We start from the raw sequence: 24,340 nt of genomic DNA, 5'->3' as shown, positions 1-24,340 counted from the left end.
CCCGACCAACAAGATACATCATACCATTCTTCAGCTTACCCACCGAGGGACACAGCCGAAGTCGAGGGCGCCCCGCGGCCTGCCGTATTCGCAAGGTCAGACGCTCCGAACACCAAGACTCGTAAATTCCGTAGGTTCCTAATGGGTGGAGTGTTGCTGACTCTGAGAAGAGCAGCGCACGAATCTCGAGATGGCGCTTTGCGGCCGTCGCAGGCGAAGACAGCGCTGCTTTTTCGAGGACTTGCTTAGCGAGATTTTTCGCCCGTTCCGGAGGGCGAAGTGCGGCTCGTGCCACTGCTGGATCCCGTCGTCGGCTGGTCGGCGGGTCGTCCAGGGGCGTGGGCGGAAGCACCCGGCTTCTCCTGCTCGCCGACATAGCCTGATTCACCGGACTGACGGGTCTTGGCGCCCTTGTCCGCCTCCTCCTGCATCTGTGGGTTCGGCACGGTCTGCTGCTGCGCCATGGTCGGCAGCGCGATCACGGCTCCCAAACCGACGACTAGCGCGAGAATTGAGGTTCTCATGAGATCTCCTCCCATACTGACTCCACGCTCAAACCCGCAAAGCGGCGATCGTTCCCGGGAGCTGGAGCTATTTGCGACGGCACGGCAGGCCATTTCGACGGCGAATGATCCGGCGTAAACTAGGACCGATCCGCGCCGGAGTTTCCGGACAAAAACCGCATCGCGGCGGGGATCCCGGATCACCTGTCGTCGTCATGTTCTTCAAGCCCAGCGCCATTGGCCAGCCGCGCGGATGCTCTCAGGAACGGGCGAAACGCGGGTGTGTTGAGCTCCGGTTCTGGGAGTGACGCCCTCAATGGAGGATTGTAGTCGCCCTTGGTACAGGCCGAGAAGTTGATGCCGACGAAGTACGCCGCTGACCGCACTGACGATCCCGGAGAGCCGTTCAACTGGCTTTGCCCCGGGCACCCACAACATCATTGGAAGAAAAATTAGCGCTGCTCGCTCTGCGCGCGATGCCAGCTAGGAGAGCCGGCGATATCGGCGCAGCATCAGGTCAGACGCTATTTCAGCTTGCCGAGCTTTGCGAATAAGCTGCTCTCTCTCGCTCCCAGCTGGCCTGCTTTCGGCCATTTTCCGCGGATGCTGCACCTCGCCCGCGAGCAACTCTTCCAAGGTGGTGTTCTTAAAACGACGCCGCTTTAACATGGCGCAGCTCCCTCGTATGCAGGGGGGAGCGCGATCGGTCTTTCGACCACCGGCGCCCACCATGCGTAGTGTCATGCCAGTGATGGAGGATAACTCGCAAGCCGCCGGTTTGTTCGCATGGCGGTACGCCAAAAGACCGCGCGGCACATCAGCGCGTCGAGCTGGCAACCTGAGAGATCCGGGCCCGATCGCGTCTCAACGGTCAAGATCTCGTTCAACTTGCCCGCTCTTTCATCTACTGCGCCTCGAGCGCGCGCCGCTCATTCGGCGTCAGCTTTTGCACCTGATCTGCAGTGAGCTTCCCGATGCCGACGAATTGAACCGGATTTCCAGGATCGTAAGCCGGCGACTGACCGCTGCGTTCGGGTGCCCGACGCGACGTGTTGTCCTCGTCCTGCCGCGGCTCGCCGTCACCGCCGCCGTAGCCGAGAAACTCAACAATGATCACCGAAGGCCGATCCGAGGGCGTTTGCTGGGTCGCATCCTTGACCGCGTCCGCTGCCGCCTTGTCCTTAGTATCGAGGGTCAGTGGCGCGATCTTGACGTCGTCCTTTGGGACCCCCTTCACCTCTCCCTTCACGGCGAGATTGTCGATGTTGACGACGAACCGCGCGGCGACGTTGAAATTGCCCGACACGCGAACACCGGCGTCCCCGAAGTTCACGGTGCCGACCGGCAAGATCAGGTCGACTTCGCCGGGCTGGACACCGGTAAAGGCTTCGACGGTGCCGATGCCCGATCCGCTCATGTCCGCCCTCTCGATCACGCGGGTCACCGCGTTGGCGTTGGTGTTGACGTCGGGCGCGGCCACCACACGGGTGGTCTTGGCGCCACGGCCGGCATCGATGTCGCCGAACGTCGACCAGATCGTCTCGTCGCCGCCGGCGAAGGTAAGAATGCGCGAGCGGTTCACGGTGACGCTGTCGCGCGCGAAGATGTTGATGTTGCCATAGCCGAGCGTGACCACGCCGTCGCCGTCCGGAACCGGCGTCTGCAGCGAAGCGAGTTGAAAGCCGCCGCCGGGTGTCATCACGGTGATGTCGCCGCCCGACATGGTGCGGAAGTAGACCGACGGACTGACGACGCTGCCCTTCCAGCCGCTGCCTGGAAACAGGGTGCAGATGGCGGCATAGCCGCGGTTGTAGCCGCCGGTCAGCAATCGATCGTTCTGGTCACGACCGGCCTCGCGCAGCTCCTGCATGTAGACCTGCCGGATGAAACGCTGCTGGATGAACGGCGACAAGGTTTGAAACGCCGTCCAAGCCTGCGTCGGCGACAAGGTCTGACCGGTGACGTCAGCGACGAACGAGACGAGCCTGAGCTGGATCTGCTTGCCGTCGCGTGTGTCGTCATAGGCATCCGTCAGGTACAGCGGCACGATCTGGCCGTCGACGGTCGTGGTGAGATAGGCGGGCATTGCGGCGACCTTCGCCGGATCGAGATAGGCGGCGACGAGCGCCGTGTAGTCCGGGGACTTGCCGTTCAGGCCGGCGATCACGTCGATCGAGGCGCCGTCGGCGGGAAGGCCGCGGATGTCCGTTCCCGTGATCGGGCGATTGTTGCTGTCGAACCGGCGATTGCCGATGCTCACCGTTCGCGGATTGTAGACGTCGCGTCCGGCGGTCAGCAGCACCGAGCCGGGCCCCTCCACCGAGAGGTCGGCATTGATGATGTCGTTGCCGGCCTCCAGCCATGTCGTGTCGGTTCGGTGAAGGTTGCGCAGGTCCAGCGTGACATTGCGGATGTCCTTGCCGGCACGTAGCCAGGTCTGCTCGTTGGCCCACATCGTCACGCTTCGGGACGTCGTCGTGGTGGCAACCGGGCCGATGATCGAACCCGAGCGGGCACAGATCCGGCTCGGCTCGTAGTCGTTCTCGTTGGGAAGATGCGCCGGATTGCGGAAGCTGGCGAGGTAGAGGTCGTAGGCGCCTAGGCGATTCGATCACGTCATCAACTCGGATGAGATTTTCGGTACACACACCCAACCAAATCCGCACGGCAAGCCCGTCGGCGTTAGCTGGTCGGCAAGCGCGCCACGGCATCCTTCAAGGCGACTCCGCTGGTACCTGCCTTCAGCATATCCAAAACCAGCGACACCACGGCATCCGCGGCGTTGTCGGCGCTCAGCCCGCCGTTTCGAATATTCGAGATGCAGTTCCTCCTTGAATCGGGCGTACCCGCCTTCGGCAAGCATGTCATGTAGGCGCCTAGACTATCCGCTGAGGAAAGGCCGGGTCGCTCTCCGATGAGCACAATCGAAACCCGAGCACGGATGATTTCCGCCACGGGATCACCGAGCGCGACGCGCGCGAGCGATGCCAAAATCAGCGGTGCCATGGAAAGCTGCCGAGATGAAAGACGTTCGACGATCGCTTGCACAAGCGGCACGGCATTGATGTTGATGGCGCTAGCCGACAATCCATCCGCCACCACGATCACGACATCACAACCCGGATGGATACCTGCGAGGCGCTCCGCGGACTCCGGAGAGAGTTTTCGGCCCAGATCAGGGCGTCGGATATAGGTGCCGCGATCGACGGCCTGGCTTTCGACATCGACCGTTCCCGGACTTAGATCAGCAAGGTTGGCTCGAAGTGAAGCCCAATCGACTGCAGACCAGACGGCCTGACGCGCGCGTGCATGATCGAGTAGAAACAACTGCGCGGCGCGCGTTGGCAGCCCGGCACCAAATCGACCCAGAAGCACGCGCGCTTCCGTCATGTGCCGCAAGTCGACCGACCCTGCCGTTTCCTTTGCCAGATCATCCTTCACGTCACGCTCCGAGCAGCCTGGCATCCGCAATGCGATCAGCGAGCCTCGGCGGGGCGTCCAAGAGGCGGCCGGCCATGTCGGTCAACCCGATATCCACCAGCCATCGCTCGAACTCCGGTGCCGGCGGACGCTTCAGGATTTCTCGGCAATAGACCGCGTCATGATGCGCGAGTGACTGGTAGTTCAGCATCACATCGTCCGCGCCGGGAACGGTGATGACGAAGTTGACGTTGGCCGCGCAAAGCAGGGTCAGCAGCGCGTCCATGTCTTCCTGATCGGCGTCGGCGTGGTTGGTGTAGCAGACGTCCACTCCCATCGGTAAGCCGAGCAGCTTACCGCAAAAATGATCTTCCAGGCCGGCACGAATGATCTGCTTTCCATTGAAGAGATATTCCGGGCCAATGAATCCAACCACGGTATTCACGAGCAAGGGCCTGAATTCGCGCGCAACCGCATAGGCGCGGGCTTCCATGGTCTGCTGATCGACGCCGAAGTTCGCCTCGGCCGAAAGTGCCGCCCCCTGTCCGGTCTCGAAGTACATCAAATTCGCATCGATCGCACCGCGCCCGAGGTCACGTACAGCCTCATGTGCCTCCTTGAGCAGCGCCAAACTGACGCCGAAACCGTCATTCGCCTTCTGCGATCCGGCGATCGACTGGAACACGAGATCCACCGGAGCCTTCGCAGCGATTGCCTTGATGGCAGTCGTCACGTGACCCAGGCAGCATGTTTGCGTCGGAATCGAAAGGCGCATGCGCAGTTCGTCGAGGAGCGAGACAATGCGCACATAGTCATCCACGGTGTCGGTTGCCGGATTTACCCCGATCACCGCATCCCCCGACCCCATCAGGAGCCCATCGATTGCGGAGGCGGCAATGCCGTAGGAGTCATCGGTCGGATGGTTTGGCTGATTGCGCGTCGAAAGCCGCCCCCTCAGTCCAATTGTCGACCGGAAGCGGGTGACGACCTCCCGCTTGGACGCCACTGAGATCAGATCCTGCAAGCGCATGATCTTCGAGACCGCGGCCACCATCTCAGGCGTCAGGCCGAACGTCACCGCCTCAAGCTGCCGCTGGCCCGTTTCCGGCTTGAGAAGCCATTCGCGGAATTCACCAACGGTCAGCGACGAGATGATCTCGAAAGCCGCCGGGTCATGGCGATCGACAATCAGGCGCGAGACTTCGTCCCAGTCGGCGGGGATCAATTCCTCGGCGAGGAATGTCTTGAGGGGAACGTCCGCCAGCGTCATCTGCGCGGCAAGCCGCTCGACCGGTCCGTCCGCAGCGATGCCGGCAAGCTGGTCGCCCGATCGCTCGGGCGTCGCCTTGGCCAAGAGATCCTTGAGGTCAGCGAAACTGAAGACCGTCTGCTCGATCGTCGTCTTGTAGGGCATGATCGCTTGCTATCGGTTGATGAGGGCCAGCGCTTCCGCGTGAAGTTTCGGCGTGGCAGACGCCAACACGCGCCCCTCGGAATGAATTGAAAGCGGGCTTCCCTTCCAGTCAGTGATGCATCCCCCCGCCCCCTGCACGATCGGAACCAGGGCCATATAGTCATATGGCTGCAGTCCCGTTTCCAGAACGATGTCACAATGTCCCGACGCGAGCAGACCATAGATGTAGCAATCACCCCCAAAACGCCGCAGCTTGGCGGATCTCGAAAGCCGCTCGAACACTTCTGCGTCCTCGTTCGCGAACATATCGGGTGACGTCGTATAGAAACGGGCATCTGCGATGGCTTCGCAGGCGCTCGTCCGGACCAATCTGCCGCCGAACAACGTCAGACCGGGCTTCGCCATCCACCGCTCGCCGGTGGCCGGGGCGTCGATCAAACCACAGAAGGGCTGCCCCTCATAAGTCAGCGAGATCAGCGTACCGAACAAGGGAAAGCCAGTGATGAAGCTCTTGGTGCCGTCGATCGGATCGATGACCCATGTGAAGGCGTTGCCGCGCTTGACCCCAATCTCCTCACCGATGATGCCGTGGTCGGGATAACGCGCCTCGATCCGTTCCCTGAGGTGCAGTTCGACGGTTCGATCGGCAATCGTCACCGGACTCGCATCGGGCTTGGAAATGACATCCAGTGGGGTGCGGAAATAGGACAGCACGATGGGCCTGACCGCGTCAGCGAGCTCGGCGGCGAAGGAAAGGTAGACATCCGCATCGTCTACCGCCACGGCAAGTTTGACCATCACAGCGCCTTCAGGAATGACGGCCAGCGCGGGTCATAGATGATGGAACGCGCGCGCATGTGCTTCCATATGCCATATTTGTAAAAATCAAAATCCAACGTCGACATCCGGTTCTGCACCAGCGCCCAGGTGCTCCACTTGATGTCGGCGAGCGCCTTGTGGACGATGAAGCGCGCGTGCCATCGCTTGTCATAGCGGCCGAAATATTCCTCGATGATTTCCTGCTCGACATCCTCCGAGAAGAAGTGCTCGCTGCTCCAGATGGCCAAGTCATAAAGCCGTTCGTTGTTGGATGCATATTCGAAGTCGATTAGCTTGATCGACTTGTCGTCCCCGACCAGGAAATTCCCTGGCATTGGATCGTTGAAGCAAGGCACGAGATCGAGCCCGGACGCCTCGAGAGCCGCCCGGGCCTGCTTATACTGACGGTAGAGCCAGGCATGGTCCTCGGGCCAGTAGCCGCCGAGCTGCTTCACCTGCTCATAGTGCTCCTCAATCATGTCGAATACGGTCTTGGTCAGCGGAAGTGGCGGCGCCTCGTGCAAGCGGCGATACATGCTCACCACGGTGGCGCGAAAGGCGGGATCGACGAAGTCGCGATGGGTGGAGGCTCGCCGGTCATCAAGGAATTCGGAAATCTCGATGTCCAGGTGGTCGAGAAAGTCAAACGTCCTCGGCCCGACATCCATTGCCTCGGCCTGTTTGCTTGCCGCCCGCGCCGCGCTGCGATCGATGAACATCTCGGTGCCGCGCCCCGGTATCTTCACAAAGTATCCAACCGGATCGCCATCGACCCGCACGAGAAAATTGGTGTTGCTGATGCCGCCGGAGACCGGCCGATAGGACAAGCGGCAGGGCTTCCAGGCCTCCACCTGAACAATGGCCGCCTCGAGCGTTCGCTCGGCATCTGACCTGGCCGCACCGATTTCAAGCATAACCTTGTCTCACTTTCTCTGGCTCGAAAACGCTCTAGAGAGATCGGACCCGTTCCTCGAAGCCGGGGTGCCCGAGCAGCATCCGGCAGCGCAGGAAACGCCATCCCGCATATTTCAGGAATTCGAGGCCCTGGCGGGGTGACCGTGCATCCTGCAGCAGGCTGCGGAGCGCCCAATAAAAGTCGTCGGCAGCGGCGTAGATCCTGCACCGGTTGAATGCCCTCTCACTGAAGTTGCCGTCATGCATCTCCAAAAGTGGCTTCATCTGGCTTTCGAACTGGTAGAGCTCATTCATCTGCACGCCGAGCTGGTAGTAGGGATCGATGTCACCGGCCATGTCGAAGTCGACCAACATCATCGCTTCGTTCGGACCGAGCATGACATTGGACGAATGGGGGTCTCCGTGCGCTGGTTTTAGTTCGACGCCCGCCGCAGCGATCGCGTCACGCATCGGAGCCATCCATGCCAGCATCCATTCCACATCGCCCGGGAGCATGTTGCTGGCCTCCGAAACCAGCGGCCAAAGCCGATCGATGCCATCGAAGACAGACCAACGTCGCCCGAATGGCTCGCCTGTGGCGATCGTCTTCTGCATCTCGATGAGACGGGCAGCCGCACTCTCGTGCATCAGGTCGTCGATCTTGGCAGTTCGCCAGCCTTCGCCGAGCCGCGCGAACAGCACGGCCCTTTCGTCCGGTACTCGTGCGACAGGCTCCGGCGACAGACCGAGTCTGTGAAGACGACGCGCCGCTGCAAACCCCGCGTCGTCGTCGACCAGCTCTGCGACCTCGTCACCTCCCAGCCGAAGAAAGAAGCTTGCCTCCTGGCCATCAGGCGCTACGTCGAACGAGGTCGACTCGACCGCGTGATAGGACGGCGATGCAACCGGCGCCGCAGATGCTGCATAGGTCGCGCTCGCGGCATCGATTATCGGAAAGCTCTGGATGGCTCGCTCGGCGCGCGCCTCCAGGGCCGTCTGCGGCTTCCCGAGCGCTTTCATGCTGCAGCTCCTTTTGGATTAGCCGCCTGCAGCCCTTCGCTGGCAATCGCGTAGAGCATGTCCGCCAGCACCTGCGTCCCAAAAGCCTGATCCTCGGCGCTGGTGAACTCGGTCGGATGATGGATCACGCCGTCGCGCGAACGCACTGCCAGGACAATTGAGGGGCAGACACTGGACATTGCCACTGCATCATGGCCACCGATCGTATCCAGATGGCGCGCCGTTTCGCCGTAATTCGCGACCATTCGTTCGGCCAGCGAAATCAGTCCCGGGAAGAAGCGGCCCGCCTTGCGCCGATCAATCGCCCTGATTTCATAGGTCACACCGGCTTTCTTGGCCGCCGCCTCCATCTTGATCTTCATCATCCGCTCAGCCTCGGCGAGGACGTCGGGCGAGCCCGAACGCAACTCGATGAAGAGAACGGCTTCCGATGGAACGGTGTTTGGGGAGTTGGGAAAGACCTCCAGCCGACCGACCGATGTGTGCAAATCCGACCCGTGCTCGCCGGCGATCTCCTTCAAATCGGCGATCAGGTAGGCGGCACCGAGCAGCGCGTCCCTGCGCTCAGCCATCGGTGTAGGCCCAGTATGCGCCTGGCGGCCGAGGAAAGCGAGACGGTACTTCGTTGCGCCCCAGAAACGGGTGAAGATGCCGAATTTTTCACTCGCCTCAAACAGCACCTTGTCGCCTTCGATATGAAGTTCGATAAGAGCGTCGGGCAGCGCAATTTTATCTCCGCCCGCATAACCGATCTGCTCAAGCGACTGGCGAACGGTGACGCCATCTCCATCCGCCCGGTCGAGCGCCCATTCAAGCTCGGCCGCTCCGGCGAACACGCTGCTGCCCAACAGGCTTGGCTGGAAACGCGCGCCCTCCTCGTTGGTCCAGTTCACCACCCGAAAATTGCAGGCCGATAGCTTGTTCTCTGCCTTCAGACGCTCTGAGACGGCAAGCACGGCCTCACAGGCCGAGACGACACCGAGAGCGCCGTCGAAGCGACCACCATTGGGCTGGCTGTCGACATGTGAGCCGACCATGATGACCGGCGCATTCGCGCCGGCAAGCGACAAGCTGCCGAACTGATTGCCTATGGCGTCGACGGCCTGGACAAACCCGTTGCTCGCGAACCAGCGGCCAAGCCAATTACGCGCTGCGCCGTCCTCTTTCGAGAGGGTCAAGCGGTTCATGGATCCATCCGGCCCACCGCCGAACGCCGACAATTCCTCCATCATTGCCTGAAGACGCGATGGATTGATGGGAGCGTGCTTGGAGACAACGTCAGGCATAGATGATTTCCAAGTTGGATTTGAGGAATTGGTCGGAAAAGTCCTTGGTCAGGACGGCCCCGGTGATGACAGCATGTACGTCGCCCAACCCGAATGTATGGATCGAACCGAGGCGGCCGAATTTGGAGCTGTCGGCGACGATTACCGATCGCTTAGCTTGTGCGCGCGCAACGCGCCGCGCGATCGCTTCGTCCTCGCCATAATCCATAAAACCGCGTTCGACATGGACGGCGCTGATTGCGATGATTGCGAGATCGAAAAAGTGCTCCTTCATCGCAGTCACGGTTTCTGGCCCAAACGTCGCCTGATAATCAGGGCGCAGCCGTCCTCCAAGCACGCGCACGCTGGGGGTCGACAGATAGTAGAAGTGCGCCGCCACCGCGAGCGAGTTGCTCACAATCGTAAGATCTTTGCGAGCCTCAAGGTGCTTCACGCAGGCAAGGGCCGTCGTCCCCTCGTCAACAAAGATCTTCATGCCATCCTTGACCAGAGCCGCGGCGGCTTCACCGATCCGCGCCTTCTCCCTCGCGCCAACGCGCAAACGCTCGGCAAAAGGCTGGTCGCTCTCCTGCCGGTCGATCACCGCACCGCCATAAACACGGCGGGCGAAACCTTGCGTCTCGAGCTCCCGGAGATCCCGCCGTATCGACTCCTGACTGACCTTGAGGTGGTCGACCAATTCCCTGACGTGGACCCGCTGCTTCTGCCGCAGCATGTCGCGGATCAATTCAAGACGATGCTCCGTGAAGCTCATGAACGTTCCCCGATTGCCACGGCACTGCTGGCCGCTTCCAAAGCCGACTTGTTGTTCACGACCCCCTCATTACACGCTGGCGTGCATCCCTTCGGCAGCGCCGGAGACATCGAGCGACGGCATCACCAGATGACACGCAGCGAAGTCCTGCCGCTCCCGCACCGTCAGGCTCGGATGAAGGCGGCTGCATTTGTCGATGGCCTGCGGACAGCGCGACCTGAAGCTGCAGCCCGCGGGAACGTCGAGCGGGCTTGGCGGCTCCCCCTCCAGCAGACACTCGTCCGGTTGATAGCGACGCCGCTCAAGCGTCGGCATGGCGCTCAGAAGTGCCCTCGTGTACGGGTGTCCCGGGTCGAAGAATAGTCGCTCATTGTCAGCGAGCTCGAAGACCTCGCCGAGATACATCACCGCCACGCGATTGCAGGCTTTCCTCACCATCGCCAGATCGTGCGAGATGAAGATGTAGGTCAGATCGTATTCCTTCTGGAGCGTCTGGAACAAGTCGAGCAGCTTGAACTGCTCGGTTTGATCGAGGGCGGACAGCGTTTCATCCATGATGAGAATTTCCGGCTCCAGCACCAACGCACGGGCGACGTTGACGCGTTGTCGTTGTCCAGCGCTCAATCCCAGCGGAAGCTCCTCGTAAAGTTCGGCCGGCACCCCCACTTCGCCCATCACCTTCAGGACGCGTTCGCGAATCCTGCCTTTGTCGCGCCAGCCATGCGTACGCAGCGGATCCTCCAGCATCCTCCCGATCGAGGTCCGGGGCGGCAGCGAGCCGAACGGATCCTGTAGCACCATCTGCAGCTTGCTCCGGAACTCGAGCAGCGCCCGGCCCTTGAGCGTTGCGATGTCCTTGTCCGCGCAGAGGATTTGTCCTGAGCTCGGCAATTCGAGCCTCGACAGAAGCCGCATCAGGGTCGACTTTCCGCAGCCGGACTCGCCGACAATGGCAAAGCTGTCGCCGCGGCGCACGTCGAAGGTGACGTTGCGAACGGCGCGAACCAGGTTGAAGCCACCAAAACCGCTTTTCTTTCTAACCTTGTAGGTCTGCGAGGCGTCGCGCAAGCTGACAACCACCTCCCGCTGGTCGTCAAGGCGGGGCGTTGCGGCCGCCTCGACCCATATTTTCGGGGTCTGGCGCACCAGTTCGCGTGTATAGGGATATACGGGCCTGCTGATCAGATCTTCTGTCGACTGCTCCTCGACGATGCGCCCTTCATCCATCACCAGGATCCGCGAGCAGGCTTCACGCGCCACTGGCAGGGACGATGAGACGAACAGCACCGCGGTGTTGAAGGTGACCGTCAGCTCCTTCATCAGCCGGATCACCTGAGCAGCGACCGTCACATCGAGCGGCTGCGTGACGTTGTCGGCGACCAGAAGTGCGGGATTGGTCACCAATGCATCCACGATCAGCGCTCGCTGCATCATGCCGCCCGAGAACTGGGAGGGATAGTCGTGAAAGCGATTTCGCGCCGATGGGATGCGAACCGCATCGAGGAGTTCGATGACACGACGTTCGGCATCCCGACGTAATGTTCTGGGCACGACGGCCCGCATCTTCTCGACAATCTGGGCGCCGACCGGCAGGGTTGGATCGAGCGCACCCATGGGATTGGCGCCGACATAGGATATCCGCTGGCGCAACAGGCGCATCTCCGCGCCGCGCATGGCATAGATGTCGCGTCCCTCGAACAGCACCTGACCCGATCGCTTCGTGAGCGGCGGCTCGAGCCAGTTGACCACGGCCTTGGAAAGTACGGTCTTTCCGGAACCGCTGGCGCCCACCACGCCGACGATCTCGCGGGGAGCGAGGCTGAGGGACACATTGTCGAGAATGACTTTGGCCGTGCCGCCGCTACCCGCGGCGACCGTCAGGTTCTTGAGGTCAAGAAGCGGCTGCGTCATGCTTCGGAGCCTCCGTGAATCGCATTCCGTGCACGTTCGAGGGAAGCGCCGATCAGGTTGACGCTGGTGAGTGTCAGGCCGAGGAAGAGACCCGGCATGGTGGCGATCCACCACGCGTTCAGCAGATATTTCCGTCCGTCCGCTATGATATTGCCGAACGTAGGCGTCGGTGGCTGCACGCCGAGGCCCAGGAAACCGAGCGTGGATTCGAAGATCATCATGCGCGCAACGTCGAGCACCGACGTGAACAGGACCGGCGGCAGCAGCAACGGCAGCAGCAGCGCGAGGATGATCCGAAGATCGGTCGAACCGCCGATCTTTGCGGCGCGGACATATTCGCGCTGCCGCTCGGTCATCACGATGCTGCGCATGATGCGGGCATAGACCGGCCAGTTCGAAACTCCGAGCACCAAAACGATCGCGGGGATGGTCGGCCGCGAAACGCCGAGCACGGAAATGGCGAGGATAATCATCGGGATCGATAGCTGGGCATCCGTCAGCCTCATGACGATGGCATCGGTTCGTCCGCCGAAGTAGCCCGAAATCGTGCCAAGCGCGCATCCGATCGCCAACATGACGATGACGGAGGCGACGCCGATCAGGAAGGAGTAACGCAGGCCGACCAGTGAGCGGACGAGCATGTCGCGGCCGATCTGATCCGTGCCGAGCGGGTGCGCCCAGCTCCAGTTTCCGCCCAGAAACAGCGGTGGCAGAAGGCGCGCCTTGACGTCCATCTTCGTCGGGTCGATGCCGCTCAGTTCAGGATAGAAGGCGGTCGCCAGGGCAAGGACAACGAACAGTCCGAGGCCGACGCGAAATCCCGGCGTCGATGCAGCCTTGTCGAAGATGCGTCGGATGACGGAGCGTTGGGCCGGCGTGTGCGCCATTGGTGCGCCGGTGGCGGTAGCGATAGACATCAATATTCGAGCCTTGGATCCATCGTGGTTGCAATAAGATCGACAATGATGTTGATCAGCACAAAGATGGCGCTGGTTACGATGGCAATCCCTTGAATCAACGGGAAGTCGCGCTGCAACACCGCGTTGATGGTCAACAGACCAAGCCCGGGATAGTCGAAGATGTATTCGACGATGATCACCCCGCCGAGCAGGCTCGAAAACTGCACCCCGAGCAGATTGAGCAGCGGTACCGAGGCATTGCGAAGGGCATGGTTTGCAATGATGCGGCTGCGGCCGAGGCCACGGACATGCCCCACCGCCACGTAGGGTTCCATCATCTGCGCCGAGACGGAACTGACGAGCGTCCGGATCAGGACCGGCGACAATTCGACCGCAAGCACGATGGCTGGGAGAATCGTGTAGGCAAACCCCTGATATCCGATCGCCGGCAGCCAACCGAGCTTGACTGAAAACAGCAGCGCGAGAACGATTCCCAGCCAGAAATTCGGCAACGATATGAACACCGACGAGGTGTAGAATGCCAGCTTGTCCGGCCAACGCCCGACCGCGAGGCCGCCAGCAATCCCTATGATCCCGGAGAAAACGAGGGCAATCGCCAACGTCACTGCGGCAAGCTGCAGCGTCATAGGCAAGGCTTCGAGGATCAGGCTTAGCACCTTGGCCCGTTCACCGCGCGTCGTATCGTTGAAGTTCGCGCCGCCTGTCGCAGCGCCGTTCGCGGGACGAACGAAGGACTGCCCGAGATTGCCCCGAACGACGCTGCTCATATAGCGGCCGAACTGAACGATGATCGGGTCTCGCAACCCCATGTCGGTCGCGATCTTCTCGATCAGGGCCTCGGGAGCCATGCCGCCGGCCATCAGTCGCACCGGATCTCCCGGCACCACCCTCAGCAAGGTGAAGATCAGCAGCGAGACAAGGAATATGATGATGACGCCTTGAATCAGGCGCCGCATCAGGAAGTTCAGGACGAACATTCTTCAGCTCCGCGTCGGAGGACATGTCGGACCGCGCACCGCCTGCTCGCGGCGCGCGGTGACCGTCCATGGTCAGGCAACGGGCCTCGAAGCATCCATCGAACCATCCGGATAGATATAGAGACCTTCGAAATTCTTCTGCATCGCGTGAATCATGACGGACGTGAAGAGCGAGAGCGCCGGCATCTTGGAGGCGATCAGGGGCATCGTCTCGGTCTGGAGGATCTTCTTCCGTTCCTCAAGCGTCGGTGCGCTACGCTCCTTGTCGAGACTTGCGTCGATCGCGGTATCCTCGATGCCGCAAATGCGATGCGACGAGGAGTGGAAATGCGTGCGGAGAATCAAATCGGGCTCGGGCGAGCCGGTCGACCATCCGCAGTCCACCATATGACCGGGTCCGCCGCCGGGACGATGGTACAGGCGTTCATTCCAGGCGGCTGGCTCGAGCACGGTCAGGCTGACATTGAAGCCCTGCTCGTTGAGCATCGCGGTGATGATCTCGCCGTATTCCTTGGTCTTGGGATAGAAGCCCACGGACGTGATGTATTCGAGCGGCGGCAACCCCTTGCCGTTCGGGAAACCGGCCTCGGCGAGCAACGCCTGGCACTTCTTTGGGTCGAACTTCGGATAATTCTCGAGATCAATGTAACCGAACTTGACCGGCGACACGAAGTTGGACGACGCGTGCCCCGCGGATCCCAGCACTTCGAGGATGACGTCACGGTTGATGGCGTGACAGGCGGCGAGGCGGATACGGGGATCATTGAACGGCGGCTTCGAGCAGCGAAACCAAAGATACTTGTTCTCGACCGAAACGACCTGGTTGATGCGGATGTTGGGATTGCCCTTGACCGCATCCACCTGCTCTGGCTCAAGGCGTTCGACGATCGAAGCCTGACCATTCATGAGGGAGAGCATGCGCGTCGTGGAGTCGCCGGTGAAAGTGAAATTGATCCCCGCAATGGCCGGCTTGCCCTTGAAGTAGCCATCGAACGCCTTCATCACGGTGTCGTTGCCGCGCTGCTCGACGAATTTGAAGGGACCAGTGCCATTCAGCCGCTGTGAGAGCACGCCCCCAGGTCCGCCCGCGATATCCTTTGCCGACATGATCGGCAGGAACGCCGCAAGGAACATGAAGAGGTGAGCCGGGTAACCGCCTTTCGACGTATCGACGATCACCGTGTAGTCATCAGGCGTCTCGATCTTCAGCGTTTCGGTGGGGCCAGGATACCATTGCGCGGGGCGATCCGGCTTGGATCCATATTCGAAAGTGGCCTTGACGTCCTCCGCCTTGAACGGTTTGCCATCATGGAAGACGACGCCTTGACGCAGCTTGATTTGCAGGCGGTTCGGATCGAGCAGCTTGATGTCGGTTGCCAGTTCATAGACGACCTCGCTCGGGTTATCGAGCTTCATCGGTGTGCGGGTCAGAAAACCCATCACGAAGCCTTCGATGTTTTTCTGCGAAAGCGTGGTGTGAGCGGTTGGATCCCAATTGCCCGTGATGTTCTCGGCCGACAGGAAGGTCATGGTCTTCCCGGCCTGCGCGCGCGCCTGTGAGATGAAAAAGTCTGGATTGATCTGCATGTAGCCTGCGGCGACCGCGGCTCCCGCCGCCCCCTTTAGAAAGTGGCGACGGTCAAATTTCGGATGCATCGACATTCCCCTTTTCCACATGAACCGACAGATCGGTCACAACGGTCATGCAGGAGGCGTGCCAAGGGCGTATTTTGCCTATTTTAGATGATCCATGTGTGGATTTTGACCGATTTGGCGGCAACCCTGTTTCGGCGCGTGCGGAGTCTGGACACGCCTCTGCCTTCTGGCGGGCGGTTCGCCTACGGTGCAGGCAATCGGATTCGCGAGTTGCGCGAAGTGGCTGGCGCCGACCGTTGTCGCCAGCGCCAAGCATGCCCTATGGCGCCAGGCCCGGCAGATCGAGCCCGTTCGCGCGGGCACACGCAATCGCGCTTTCATAGCCCGCGTCGGCGTGCCGCATGACGCCGCTCGCCGGATCGTTCCAGAGCACCCGTTCAATGCGGCGGGCAGCCTCCGCCGTTCCGTCTGCAACAATCACCATTCCGGCGTGTTGCGAATAGCCGATGCCGACGCCTCCGCCGTGATGCAGCGAGACCCACGTCGCGCCGCTGGCACAATTCAGGAGAGCATTGAGCAGCGGCCAATCCGATACCGCATCGGAACCATCGCGCATCGCTTCCGTTTCGCGGTTCGGACTGGCAACCGAGCCGCTGTCGAGATGGTCGCGGCCGATCACGATCGGCGCCTTTAGTTCGCCGCGCGCCACCATCTCGTTGAAGGCGAGACCCAGGCGGTAGCGATCGCCGAGACCCACCCAGCAGATCCGCGCCGGCAACCCCTGAAACTTGATGCGGGCTTTCGCCATATCGAGCCAGTTATGCAGGTGCTTATCGTCGGGCATCAGCTCCTTGACTTTGGCATCCGTCCTGAAGATGTCATCCGGATCGCCTGACAGCGCGGCCCACCGAAACGGCCCAACGCCTCTGCAAAACAGTGGACGGATATAGGCAGGGACGAAGCCCGGAAAATCGAATGCGTTATGCAGTCCCATATCTTTCGCCATCTGACGAATGTTGTTGCCATAGTCCAGCGTGGGAATACCCTGGGCGTGGAAATCCAGCATGGCCTGAACGTGATCGACCATCGACGTCTTGGCCGCGGCTTCAACCGCCTTCGGATCGCTGGCGCGTCTTGTCTCCCACTCGGCAAGCGACCACCCCTTGGGCAGGTAGCCATTGATGGGATCGTGCGCGCTGGTCTGGTCGGTGACGATGTCCGGCCTCACGCCACGCCGCACCAGTTCCGGAAAAATCTCAGCCGCGTTGCCGAGCAAGCCGACCGAGACCGGCTTATTACCCTGCGCGCTCGCCGCCACGATCGAAAGTGCCTCATCAAGCGTGTTCGCTTGTCGATCAAGATAACCCGTGCGCAGCCGCATCTCGATGCGGCTCGGCTGGCATTCGATCGCCAGCAGCGAGGCGCCCGCCATGGTCGCGGCGAGCGGCTGCGCGCCGCCCATGCCGCCGAGCCCCGCCGTAAGGATCCACTTGCCTGCAAGACTGCCGCCGTAGTGTCGTCGTCCGACCTCGACAAACGTCTCATAGGTTCCCTGCACGATGCCCTGGCTGCCGATATAGATCCAGGACCCGGCCGTCATTTGCCCGAACATCATCAGGCCTTGCCGGTCGAGCGCGTTGAAGTGATCGAGCGTCGCCCAATGCGGCACCAGGTTCGAGTTCGCGATCAGAACGCGCGGCGCGTCCGGATGCGTGCGGAAGATCCCGACCGGCTTGCCCGACTGAACCAGCAAGGTCTGGTCGGCTTCCAGCTTGCGCAAGGAGGTGACGATCCGGTCGAAGCTATCCCAGTCGCGTGCGGCACGACCGATTCCGCCGTAGACGACGAGTTCGCTTGGACGTTCCGCGACTTCCGGATCGAGATTGTTCATGAGCATGCGGAGCGGTGCCTCCGTCAACCAGCTCTTGGCACTGATCTCGCCGCCCCGGGGCGCGCGGATCGTACGGTCGTTGTCTACTCGACGGCTCATGACAGATCGCCCTTATCGGCAAGATTCGAAACAAGGATCGGGAACGGGATGTCCGGCAGCGCGGAGAGCGCCGCAGCCGGCAACGCACCGGATTCGACCAGCGCGGTCGCCTTCGCAAGATCATCGGCCATGTAACGATCAGCGCTCAAAGCCGGCACATGCGCGCGCAATTCAGCAATGACCGCCGCGAGCGGGGCGCTGGTCGAATGCGGCGTGCGAAGCGTGATGCCTTGCGCTGCGACCGAGAGCTCGATACCTAAGATCGTCGCCAAATTGTCCGCCATATCGGACAGCCGGCGCGCGGCGTGCGCAGCCATCGAGACGTGATCTTCCTGATTGGCGCTGGTGGGGGTTGAGTCGATCGAGCAGGCCGACGCACGCTGCTTGTTCTCGGCATAGAGCGCGGCCGCCGTCACTTCGGCGATCATGAAGCCGGAGTTGATACCCGGCTCCGGCGTGAGGAACGGCGGCAAGCCGAAATTCAGCGCGGGATCGACCAGCGTCGCGATCCGCCTTTCGCTGATCGCACCGATCTCCGAAAGCGCAAGCGCAATCTGGTCCGCGGCGAAAGCCACTGGTTCGGCGTGGAAGTTGCCGCCCGAGACGATCTCGCCAGTCTCGACGAATACCAACGGATTGTCGGTGACGGCATTGGCCTCGATCTCCAACGTTCGCGCCGCTTGCGTAAGCAAGTCGAGCGCGGCGCCAGCAACCTGCGGCTGACAGCGCAGACAATAGGGATCCTGCACCCGCTCATCGCCCTCGAGATGCGACTGGCGAATGTCGCTGCCGGCAAGCAGCGCCGTCAGGGCGGCGCCGGCAGCAGTTTGGCCGGCATGTCCGCGCAACTGCTGCACCTCCGGCCGGAACGGCGCGGTCGAGGCCATGGCGGCATCGACCGAAAGAGCGCCTGTCACCAAAGCCGCGCAGGCCAGGCGATGGGCGCGCAGCACGCCGGAGATGGCGTAAGCCGTCGAGAACTGGGTGCCGTTGATGAGGGCGAGCCCCTCCTTCGGTCCGAGCGTCAACGGCGCAAGACCGGCGGCGGCGAGCGCGTCGCGGCCCGGAACAAGCCGTCCATCGAGGATCGCCTGCCCCTCCCCGATCATGACGGCCGTCATATGCGCAAGTGGCGCCAGATCGCCGGATGCGCCGACCGAACCCTGCTGCGGCACCAGCGGACAAACGCCGCGCGCCAGCATCATCTGCAGTTGCTCGATGACCTCGCGGCGCACGCCGGAAGCGCCTCGCCCGAGCGAGACGATCTTCAAGGCCATCATCAGCCGAACGATCGGCTCGGGCGAGGGACGCCCTACCCCGCAACAATGAGAGACAATGAGATTGCGCTGAAGCAGCGCGGTCTGATCGGGAGCAATGTGCGTCGAAGCCAGCTTTCCGAATCCGGTGTTGATGCCGTAAGCCGGCACGTCCGCGTGAGCAGCTTGCGCAACGATACGAGAAGCCAGTTCGACCCGAGCCCAGAAGGATGGTTCGAGCAAGACTGCAGCACCTGCGAGCACCCGGGCGAAATCGTCGAGCGTGACCCTTCCCGGCTTGACGACGATCGGCGCCGCCGGATCACTCATTGCGCCCTCCATACGCGGCTATGCAGGGGGTTGAAGCCGATCCGGTAGACGAGTTCAGCGGGCCGCTCGATGTCCCAGATCGCGAGATCACACCATTTGCCGACTTCGAGCGTACCCGTGTCGCTTAGAAGGCCTAGCGCGCGCGCTCCCTCGCGCGTCACGCCGGCAAGGCATTCGGCAACGGTCAATCGAAACAGCGTCGCCCCCATGTTCATCGTGAGCAGAAGCGACGTCAGCGGCGAGCTGCCGGGATTGCAGTCGGTCGCCAACGCCATTTTGACTCCGTGGGCACGGAAAAGCTCGACCGGCGGTTTCGTCGTCTCGCGAATAAAATAGAACGCGCCTGGCAACAGGACGGCGACCGTGCCTGCCGCCGCCATCTCCTGAGCCCCGGCCTCGTCGGTGTGCTCCAGATGATCGGCGGACAGAGCTGAATATTCCGCTGCAAGCGATGCGCCGCCGAGGTTCGATAATTGATCGGCGTGAAGCTTGATCGGCAAACCCAGGGCTTTGGCCGCCTCGAAGACGCGCGCCGTTTGATCGCGCGAGAACGCGATGCCTTCCATGAAAGCATCCACGGCGTCTGCAAGTCCCGCCTCCGCCACCGCAGGCAGCATTTCCTGGCACACGAGATCGATGTAACGATCTTTGTCGCCGGAAGCTTCCGGCGGAAGTGCATGTGCACCAAGAAAAGACGTCCGGACCGCGATCGGTCGGACACGGCCAAGCGCACGCGCGGCCAAAAGCTGCCGCATCTCGGTCTCGGTGTTGAGGCCGTAGCCGGACTTGATTTCGATCGTCGTGACGCCCTCGCGGATCAGCGCGTCGAGCCTCGGCAATGCGTCGGCGACAAGCTCGGCCTCGTTCGCGGTCCGCGTGGCCGCAACGGTGGCGACGATGCCGCCACCGGCACGGGCGATCTCTTCATAGCTTGCGCCCTCAAGCCGCAATTCGAATTCGTGGGCGCGGTTGCCGCCGAAAACAAGGTGGGTGTGGCAATCGACCAATCCGGGCGTGACCCATCGGCCGGCGCAGTCGATCCGCTCGGTCGCGTCGGCATCACGCTGGAAATCGGATTGCGTGCCTGCATAGACGATCCGGCCATCGCGGGCAGCGATCACGCCGTGCTCGATGACGCCGAGACCCGGCAGATCCTCGCGCATCGTGGCGAGCCGCGCATTGTGCCAGATACGATCGTAGCGCTCTGCCATGTGCCTTCCCCCGGGTGCCGGAAGCTTGACATATATGTCTAGACATATAATCGTGTTGACGCTCTGTCCAGTCGGCACGAAACATGACAAATCTGCACTTCGCATCCGCGCTGCTGCCGTCGGGCTGGGCCGATGACGTGCAGGTGGTCATCACGGATGGGCTCGTCGCCAAGATTGCGGTCGGCGTGGCGCCGGGAGCGCGGGATGAGCAGCATCGGCTGGCAGTTCCGGGGATAGCGAGCCTGCACAGTCACGCGTTCCAGCGCGCCATGGCGGGCCTTGCCGAGACGCGTGGCAACACGGCGGATACCTTCTGGACATGGCGCGAGACGATGTATCGCTTTGCGCTCGAAATGACTCCGGAAGACGTCGAGAGCGTCGCGACCTTGCTTTATGTCGAGATGCTCGAGCAGGGCTATACGCGGGTCGGTGAGTTCCACTATCTTCATCATGATCGTGACGGCATGCCCTATGCCGACCTCTCCGAGATGGCGACACGAATTGCTCAGGCTGCCGAGGGCGCAGGCATCGGCCTCACGCTCTTGCCGAGTTTCTATGCGCACAGCGCCTTTGGCGGCGCCGCGCCGCATGCAGGCCAGCGCCGATTCATCTGTTCAATCGACCAGTTTGCTACGCTGCTTGACGCCACGCGCAAGGCGGTCAGTACGTTACCCGGAGCCAATGTCGGCATTGCCCCGCACAGCCTGCGCGCCGTGACCCCAACCGAACTATCTGCGATCGTGCCGATGGCCCAAGGCGCGCCGATCCATATCCACGCCGCCGAGCAAGTCAGGGAGGTCAAGGATTGTATTGCCTGGTCGGGCCAGCGGCCGGTCGAATGGCTGTTTGACCACGCGCCCGTCGATCAACGCTGGTGCCTGATCCATGCGACCCACACATCGCCGACGGAAGTCGCCTCGCTCGGGAGCATCGGCGCAGTCGCTGGCCTGTGCCCGGTAACTGAAGCGAGCCTCGGCGATGGTATTTTCCCGGCGCGCGAATTTGTTGATGCCGGGGGCCGGTTCGGCGTCGGCACCGATTCCAATGTCCTGGTTGGCGTTACCGATGAATTGCGTCAGCTCGAATATGGTCAGCGCCTGAAGCACCGCGCACGCAATGTGCTCTCCGACGGCCCCGGCAGCTCGACTGGTCGCACGTTATTCGAGAGCGCGCTCGCGGGCGGTGCACAGGCGCTGGCGCAGACCGGCGCGGGAATAGAACGAGGCGCGCGCGCCGATATCGTGACCCTCGACATCACGCATCCATCTCTGGCCGGACGCCGCGGCGATGCCATCCTCGACGGCTGGATTTTTGCGACCGGCGCCGGAGCCATCGATTGTGTCTGGGCAGGAGGAAACAAGCTCGTCGAGGGCGGACGTCATCGGCTCCGCGAGCGAGCGCGCGCGCAGTTCAACGCGACCGTCCGGAGGCTTCTGGCATGAGTCTCCACGCTCACGACAACGAGCTTCCGGGCACGGACAAGCTAACACTCTACAGGCAGATCCGACACGATATAGAACGTCGGATCCTGACTGGTGAATGGCCTCCGGGTCATCGCATTCCCTTCGAGCACGAGCTGATGGCGCGTTATCGCTGCTCGCGAATGACCGTGAACAAGGCGCTGTCGGAATTGGCGCAAGCCGATCTGATCGAGCGAAGACGGCGGGCCGGCACATTTGTACGTCGCCCGCAGCATCTGTCGGCGGTGCTCAAGATCGCCGACATTCGCGCGGAGATTACCGCGCTTGGCCGCAGCTATGCTTATCAGCTTATCCATTGCTCCCGCCGCGCCGCGAACGCCGCCGATCGCGCGCGTCTTGGCGTCCGTAGGACCGGCAAGGTGATCGCGATCGCTTGTCGTCACAGCGCCGACGACGTGCCGTTTGCCATTGAAGACAGGCTGATCGATCTCGACACGGTGCCGGAAGCCGCCGCGGCGGACTTTACGACCGAGCCACCCGGCTCATGGCTGTTGCACCATGTTCCTTGGACCGAAGCCGAGCACACCATCAGCGCCACGGTGGCCGATAAGGGCACTGCAGCCGAACTGGACATTGCCGTCGGCGCGCCCTGCTTAGTGATCGATCGATACACATGGCGCAGCGCACGAACGGTCACCGCCGTGCGCCTGCTCTATCCGGGGGACACCCATCGGCTGGTAGCCCGTTTCAAGGGCGGCTGAAAGAATGTCCGGCACGGCACAATTCATGCAACGCGATGCACACGTGACTGGTGCGGGAGCTCGTCGCAGCGGACGTGAAGCAACCAACGGGACGCAATCCATAGTACGGCAGGAGGGAAGAGCATCATGCGTAGTTTAAGAGCATTCACAGCAGTTTTTGCCCTGCTGGTATCCGCACCGGCGGTTGCCGACGATGTGAGGGTCGGCATCGGCATCTCGGGATGGACCGGCTTTGCGCCGCTCACGCTTGCAAGCCAGGCCGGCATTTTCAAGAAAAACGGGCTCGACGTCACGCTGAGGAAAATTCCGCAGAAGGATCGGCATCTCGCCATCGCGTCCGGAGACATTCAATGTGCGGCGACCACAGTCGAGACCTGGATCTCCTGGAATGCGAACGGCGTCGCGACCAAGCAGATCTTTCAGCTTGACAAGAGCTTTGGCGCCGACGGCATGGCCGTGCGCAACGACATTGCCTCGATCAAGGATCTGAAAGGCAAGACAGTCGCGGCGTCCGCGCCGGGCACCTCACCCTACTTCGCACTGGCCTGGATGCTTCGAAAGAACGGCCTCTCGGTCAAGGACGTCACGATCGTGAATCTGGAGCCAGCCGCGGCGGCACAGGCGTTCGTTTCCGGCCAGAACGATGCGGCAATGACCTATGAACCTTACCTCTCGACCGTGCGTGGCGCACCCGACAAGGGCAAGATCATCGCCACCACTCTCGACTACCCGATGGTGATGGACACCTTCGGCTGCACACCGAAATTCCTGACCGACAATCCGAAAGCCGCTCAGGCCCTGGCTGACAGCTATTTCGAAGCCCTCGACATGATCGCAAGGGATCAAGCGAAGGCGTACGAGATCATGGGGGCCGACGTGAAACAATCGGGCGAGCAGTTCGGCAACTCGGCAAAATATCTGCGCTGGCAGGACAAAGCAGCGAACCAGAAATTCTTCACGGGCGAGTTCCTGACCTTCAACAAAGAGGCGGCAGACCTGCTGCTCGAGATCGGCATCATCAAGTCTGCCCCGAAGATCGAAGATCTTTTTGACGCGAGCTTCATCAAATAGAACCGCTGCGCGCCCGCGCCAGTTCCGCTTCGCCGCTTGTGGAGCAAAACTGGCGCAGGATCGACACGTCGCCTGGAAATACCGCCGTGATGCGTCCTCTAAGTCCGGTAACGTCGAAGCAACGCGTGGCCTATGGCCTTGCATTCTTCGTGCTGTTCGTTGCCCTGTGGGCCTGGGCGACCTTCGGCGGCTATGTTTCGAAGACATTTCTCGCCAACCCACTGATCATGGTGCAGGAAGGCTTCGAGCTGCTCACCAAGCATGGATTTCTGTTTGATATCGGCATGACGATCTGGCGTGTTGTCGGCGGCTTCGTGCTGGCGGCTCTCGTTGCCGTGCCGCTAGGCGTTCTCATGGGCGCTTACAAGCCGATTGAAGCCTTTCTCGAGCCGTTCGTTTCGTTCGCGCGTTATCTGCCGGCCTCTGCCTTCATCCCTCTTTTGATCCTGTGGGCCGGTATCGGCGAACTGCAGAAGCTCATGGTGATTTTCATCGGATCGGTGTTCCAGATCATCCTGATGATCGCCGTGACCGTGGGCAGCACGAGACGCGATCTGGTCGAAGCGGCGTACACGCTGGGAGCCGGCGACGGCGGCATCATCCGCCGCGTGCTGCTGCCCTCATCCGCTCCCGAGATCGCGGAAATTCTTCGGCTGGTTCTAGCATTACAGTTGTCTTTTTGTTTTGAAGTGCGCGCGCTGGGCGGCGGCCTGGTGAGCTCTACGCCAAAGTGACCATGCGATGATGTGTGCGGGTTGGATTCGCTTTCGAGCGAGTCTGATGGCG

19 protein-coding genes and 1 pseudogene are annotated in these 24,340 nt (G+C 61.7%); 4 read left to right on the top strand and 16 right to left on the bottom strand.

Annotated features, from left to right (window positions below; genetic code table 11):
* Nucleotides 1-245: 245 nt before the first annotated feature.
* The 16 genes from ACZIRK_RS09090 to hutI form a co-directional block, all read right to left on the bottom strand.
* On the bottom strand, nt 246-524 hold the full coding sequence (locus tag ACZIRK_RS09090; RefSeq protein WP_130222627.1) for a hypothetical protein: 279 nt from the start codon (nt 522-524) through the stop codon (nt 246-248).
* An 883-nt stretch (nt 525-1,407) separates the two neighbouring features.
* Nucleotides 1,408-2,958 (bottom strand): filamentous hemagglutinin family protein, encoded by a 1,551-nt coding sequence (locus ACZIRK_RS09085; protein WP_463327180.1) that lies wholly within the window; start codon nt 2,956-2,958, stop codon nt 1,408-1,410.
* Between the two features lie 227 nt (nt 2,959-3,185).
* Nucleotides 3,186-3,944 (bottom strand): ethanolamine ammonia-lyase subunit EutC, encoded by a 759-nt coding sequence (gene eutC / locus ACZIRK_RS09080; RefSeq protein ID WP_456641260.1) that lies wholly within the window; start codon nt 3,942-3,944, stop codon nt 3,186-3,188.
* A gap of 1 nt (nt 3,945) precedes the next feature.
* Nucleotides 3,946-5,337, bottom strand: coding sequence for an ethanolamine ammonia-lyase subunit EutB (locus ACZIRK_RS09075; protein ID WP_463327179.1), 1,392 nt, complete (start codon nt 5,335-5,337; stop codon nt 3,946-3,948).
* Between the two features lie 9 nt (nt 5,338-5,346).
* Entirely contained in the window at nt 5,347-6,135 is a 789-nt protein-coding gene (hisN, locus tag ACZIRK_RS09070; protein WP_456641262.1) for a histidinol-phosphatase, read from the bottom strand.
* Complete coding sequence (locus ACZIRK_RS09065; RefSeq protein WP_463327178.1) at nt 6,135-7,070, bottom strand: phosphotransferase; 936 nt, start codon at nt 7,068-7,070, stop codon at nt 6,135-6,137. The genes hisN and ACZIRK_RS09065 overlap by 1 nt, the downstream gene beginning before the upstream one ends.
* A gap of 34 nt (nt 7,071-7,104) precedes the next feature.
* Nucleotides 7,105-8,070 carry a phosphotransferase gene (locus ACZIRK_RS09060; protein WP_463327177.1) on the bottom strand — a complete coding sequence of 322 codons (966 nt, stop codon included), beginning with the start codon at nt 8,068-8,070 and terminating at the stop codon, nt 7,105-7,107.
* Entirely contained in the window at nt 8,067-9,356 is a 1,290-nt protein-coding gene (locus ACZIRK_RS09055; protein WP_463327176.1) for an allantoate amidohydrolase, read from the bottom strand. The genes ACZIRK_RS09060 and ACZIRK_RS09055 overlap by 4 nt, the downstream gene beginning before the upstream one ends.
* The gene (locus tag ACZIRK_RS09050) at nt 9,349-10,110 is read right to left on the bottom strand and encodes a DeoR/GlpR family DNA-binding transcription regulator (protein ID WP_028161902.1); all 762 of its coding nucleotides are present in this window, start codon (nt 10,108-10,110) and stop codon (nt 9,349-9,351) included. Before ACZIRK_RS09050 ends, ACZIRK_RS09055 begins: the two co-directional genes overlap by 8 nt.
* A 69-nt stretch (nt 10,111-10,179) precedes the next feature.
* Complete coding sequence (locus tag ACZIRK_RS09045; RefSeq protein ID WP_463327175.1) at nt 10,180-12,021, bottom strand: ABC transporter ATP-binding protein; 1,842 nt, start codon at nt 12,019-12,021, stop codon at nt 10,180-10,182.
* On the bottom strand, nt 12,018-12,938 hold the full coding sequence (locus ACZIRK_RS09040; protein WP_028161900.1) for an ABC transporter permease: 921 nt from the start codon (nt 12,936-12,938) through the stop codon (nt 12,018-12,020). The genes ACZIRK_RS09045 and ACZIRK_RS09040 overlap by 4 nt, the downstream gene beginning before the upstream one ends.
* Nucleotides 12,938-13,918, bottom strand: coding sequence for an ABC transporter permease (locus ACZIRK_RS09035; RefSeq protein WP_028161899.1), 981 nt, complete (start codon nt 13,916-13,918; stop codon nt 12,938-12,940). Before ACZIRK_RS09035 ends, ACZIRK_RS09040 begins: the two co-directional genes overlap by 1 nt.
* Nucleotides 13,919-13,990: 72 nt before the next feature.
* Nucleotides 13,991-15,574 carry an ABC transporter substrate-binding protein gene (locus ACZIRK_RS09030; RefSeq protein ID WP_463327326.1) on the bottom strand — a complete coding sequence of 528 codons (1,584 nt, stop codon included), beginning with the start codon at nt 15,572-15,574 and terminating at the stop codon, nt 13,991-13,993.
* A gap of 259 nt (nt 15,575-15,833) precedes the next feature.
* Nucleotides 15,834-17,504 (bottom strand): urocanate hydratase, encoded by a 1,671-nt coding sequence (gene hutU, locus ACZIRK_RS09025; RefSeq protein ID WP_463327174.1) that lies wholly within the window; start codon nt 17,502-17,504, stop codon nt 15,834-15,836.
* Nucleotides 17,501-19,090 carry a histidine ammonia-lyase gene (gene hutH / locus ACZIRK_RS09020; RefSeq protein WP_463327173.1) on the bottom strand — a complete coding sequence of 530 codons (1,590 nt, stop codon included), beginning with the start codon at nt 19,088-19,090 and terminating at the stop codon, nt 17,501-17,503. Before hutH ends, hutU begins: the two co-directional genes overlap by 4 nt.
* Nucleotides 19,087-20,301, bottom strand: a complete 1,215-nt coding sequence (gene hutI / locus ACZIRK_RS09015) for an imidazolonepropionase (RefSeq protein WP_463327172.1) — start codon at nt 20,299-20,301, stop codon at nt 19,087-19,089. The genes hutH and hutI overlap by 4 nt, the downstream gene beginning before the upstream one ends.
* Nucleotides 20,302-20,384: 83 nt before the next feature.
* On the opposite strand from hutI, the gene ACZIRK_RS09010 reads away from it, so the two are divergent.
* The 4 genes and pseudogenes from ACZIRK_RS09010 to ACZIRK_RS08995 all read left to right on the top strand — a co-directional run.
* Entirely contained in the window at nt 20,385-21,743 is a 1,359-nt protein-coding gene (locus ACZIRK_RS09010) for a formimidoylglutamate deiminase (RefSeq protein ID WP_463327171.1), read from the top strand.
* Entirely contained in the window at nt 21,740-22,483 is a 744-nt protein-coding gene (hutC, locus tag ACZIRK_RS09005) for a histidine utilization repressor (RefSeq protein WP_463327170.1), read from the top strand. The genes ACZIRK_RS09010 and hutC overlap by 4 nt, the downstream gene beginning before the upstream one ends.
* 126 nt (nt 22,484-22,609) lie before the next feature.
* Nucleotides 22,610-23,554: an ABC transporter substrate-binding protein gene (locus tag ACZIRK_RS09000; protein WP_463327169.1), complete on the top strand. Its 945-nt coding sequence runs from the start codon at nt 22,610-22,612 to the stop codon at nt 23,552-23,554.
* An 89-nt stretch (nt 23,555-23,643) separates the two neighbouring features.
* Nucleotides 23,644-24,258: pseudogene (locus ACZIRK_RS08995) on the top strand (ABC transporter permease); the annotation flags it as partial.
* Between the last annotated feature and the right edge of the window lie 82 nt (nt 24,259-24,340).

Source organism: Bradyrhizobium sp. Leo114 (assembly GCF_055229415.2).
The sequence above is the reverse complement of the archived record's forward strand: the minus strand, read 5'-3'. Positions and strand labels throughout refer to the sequence as shown.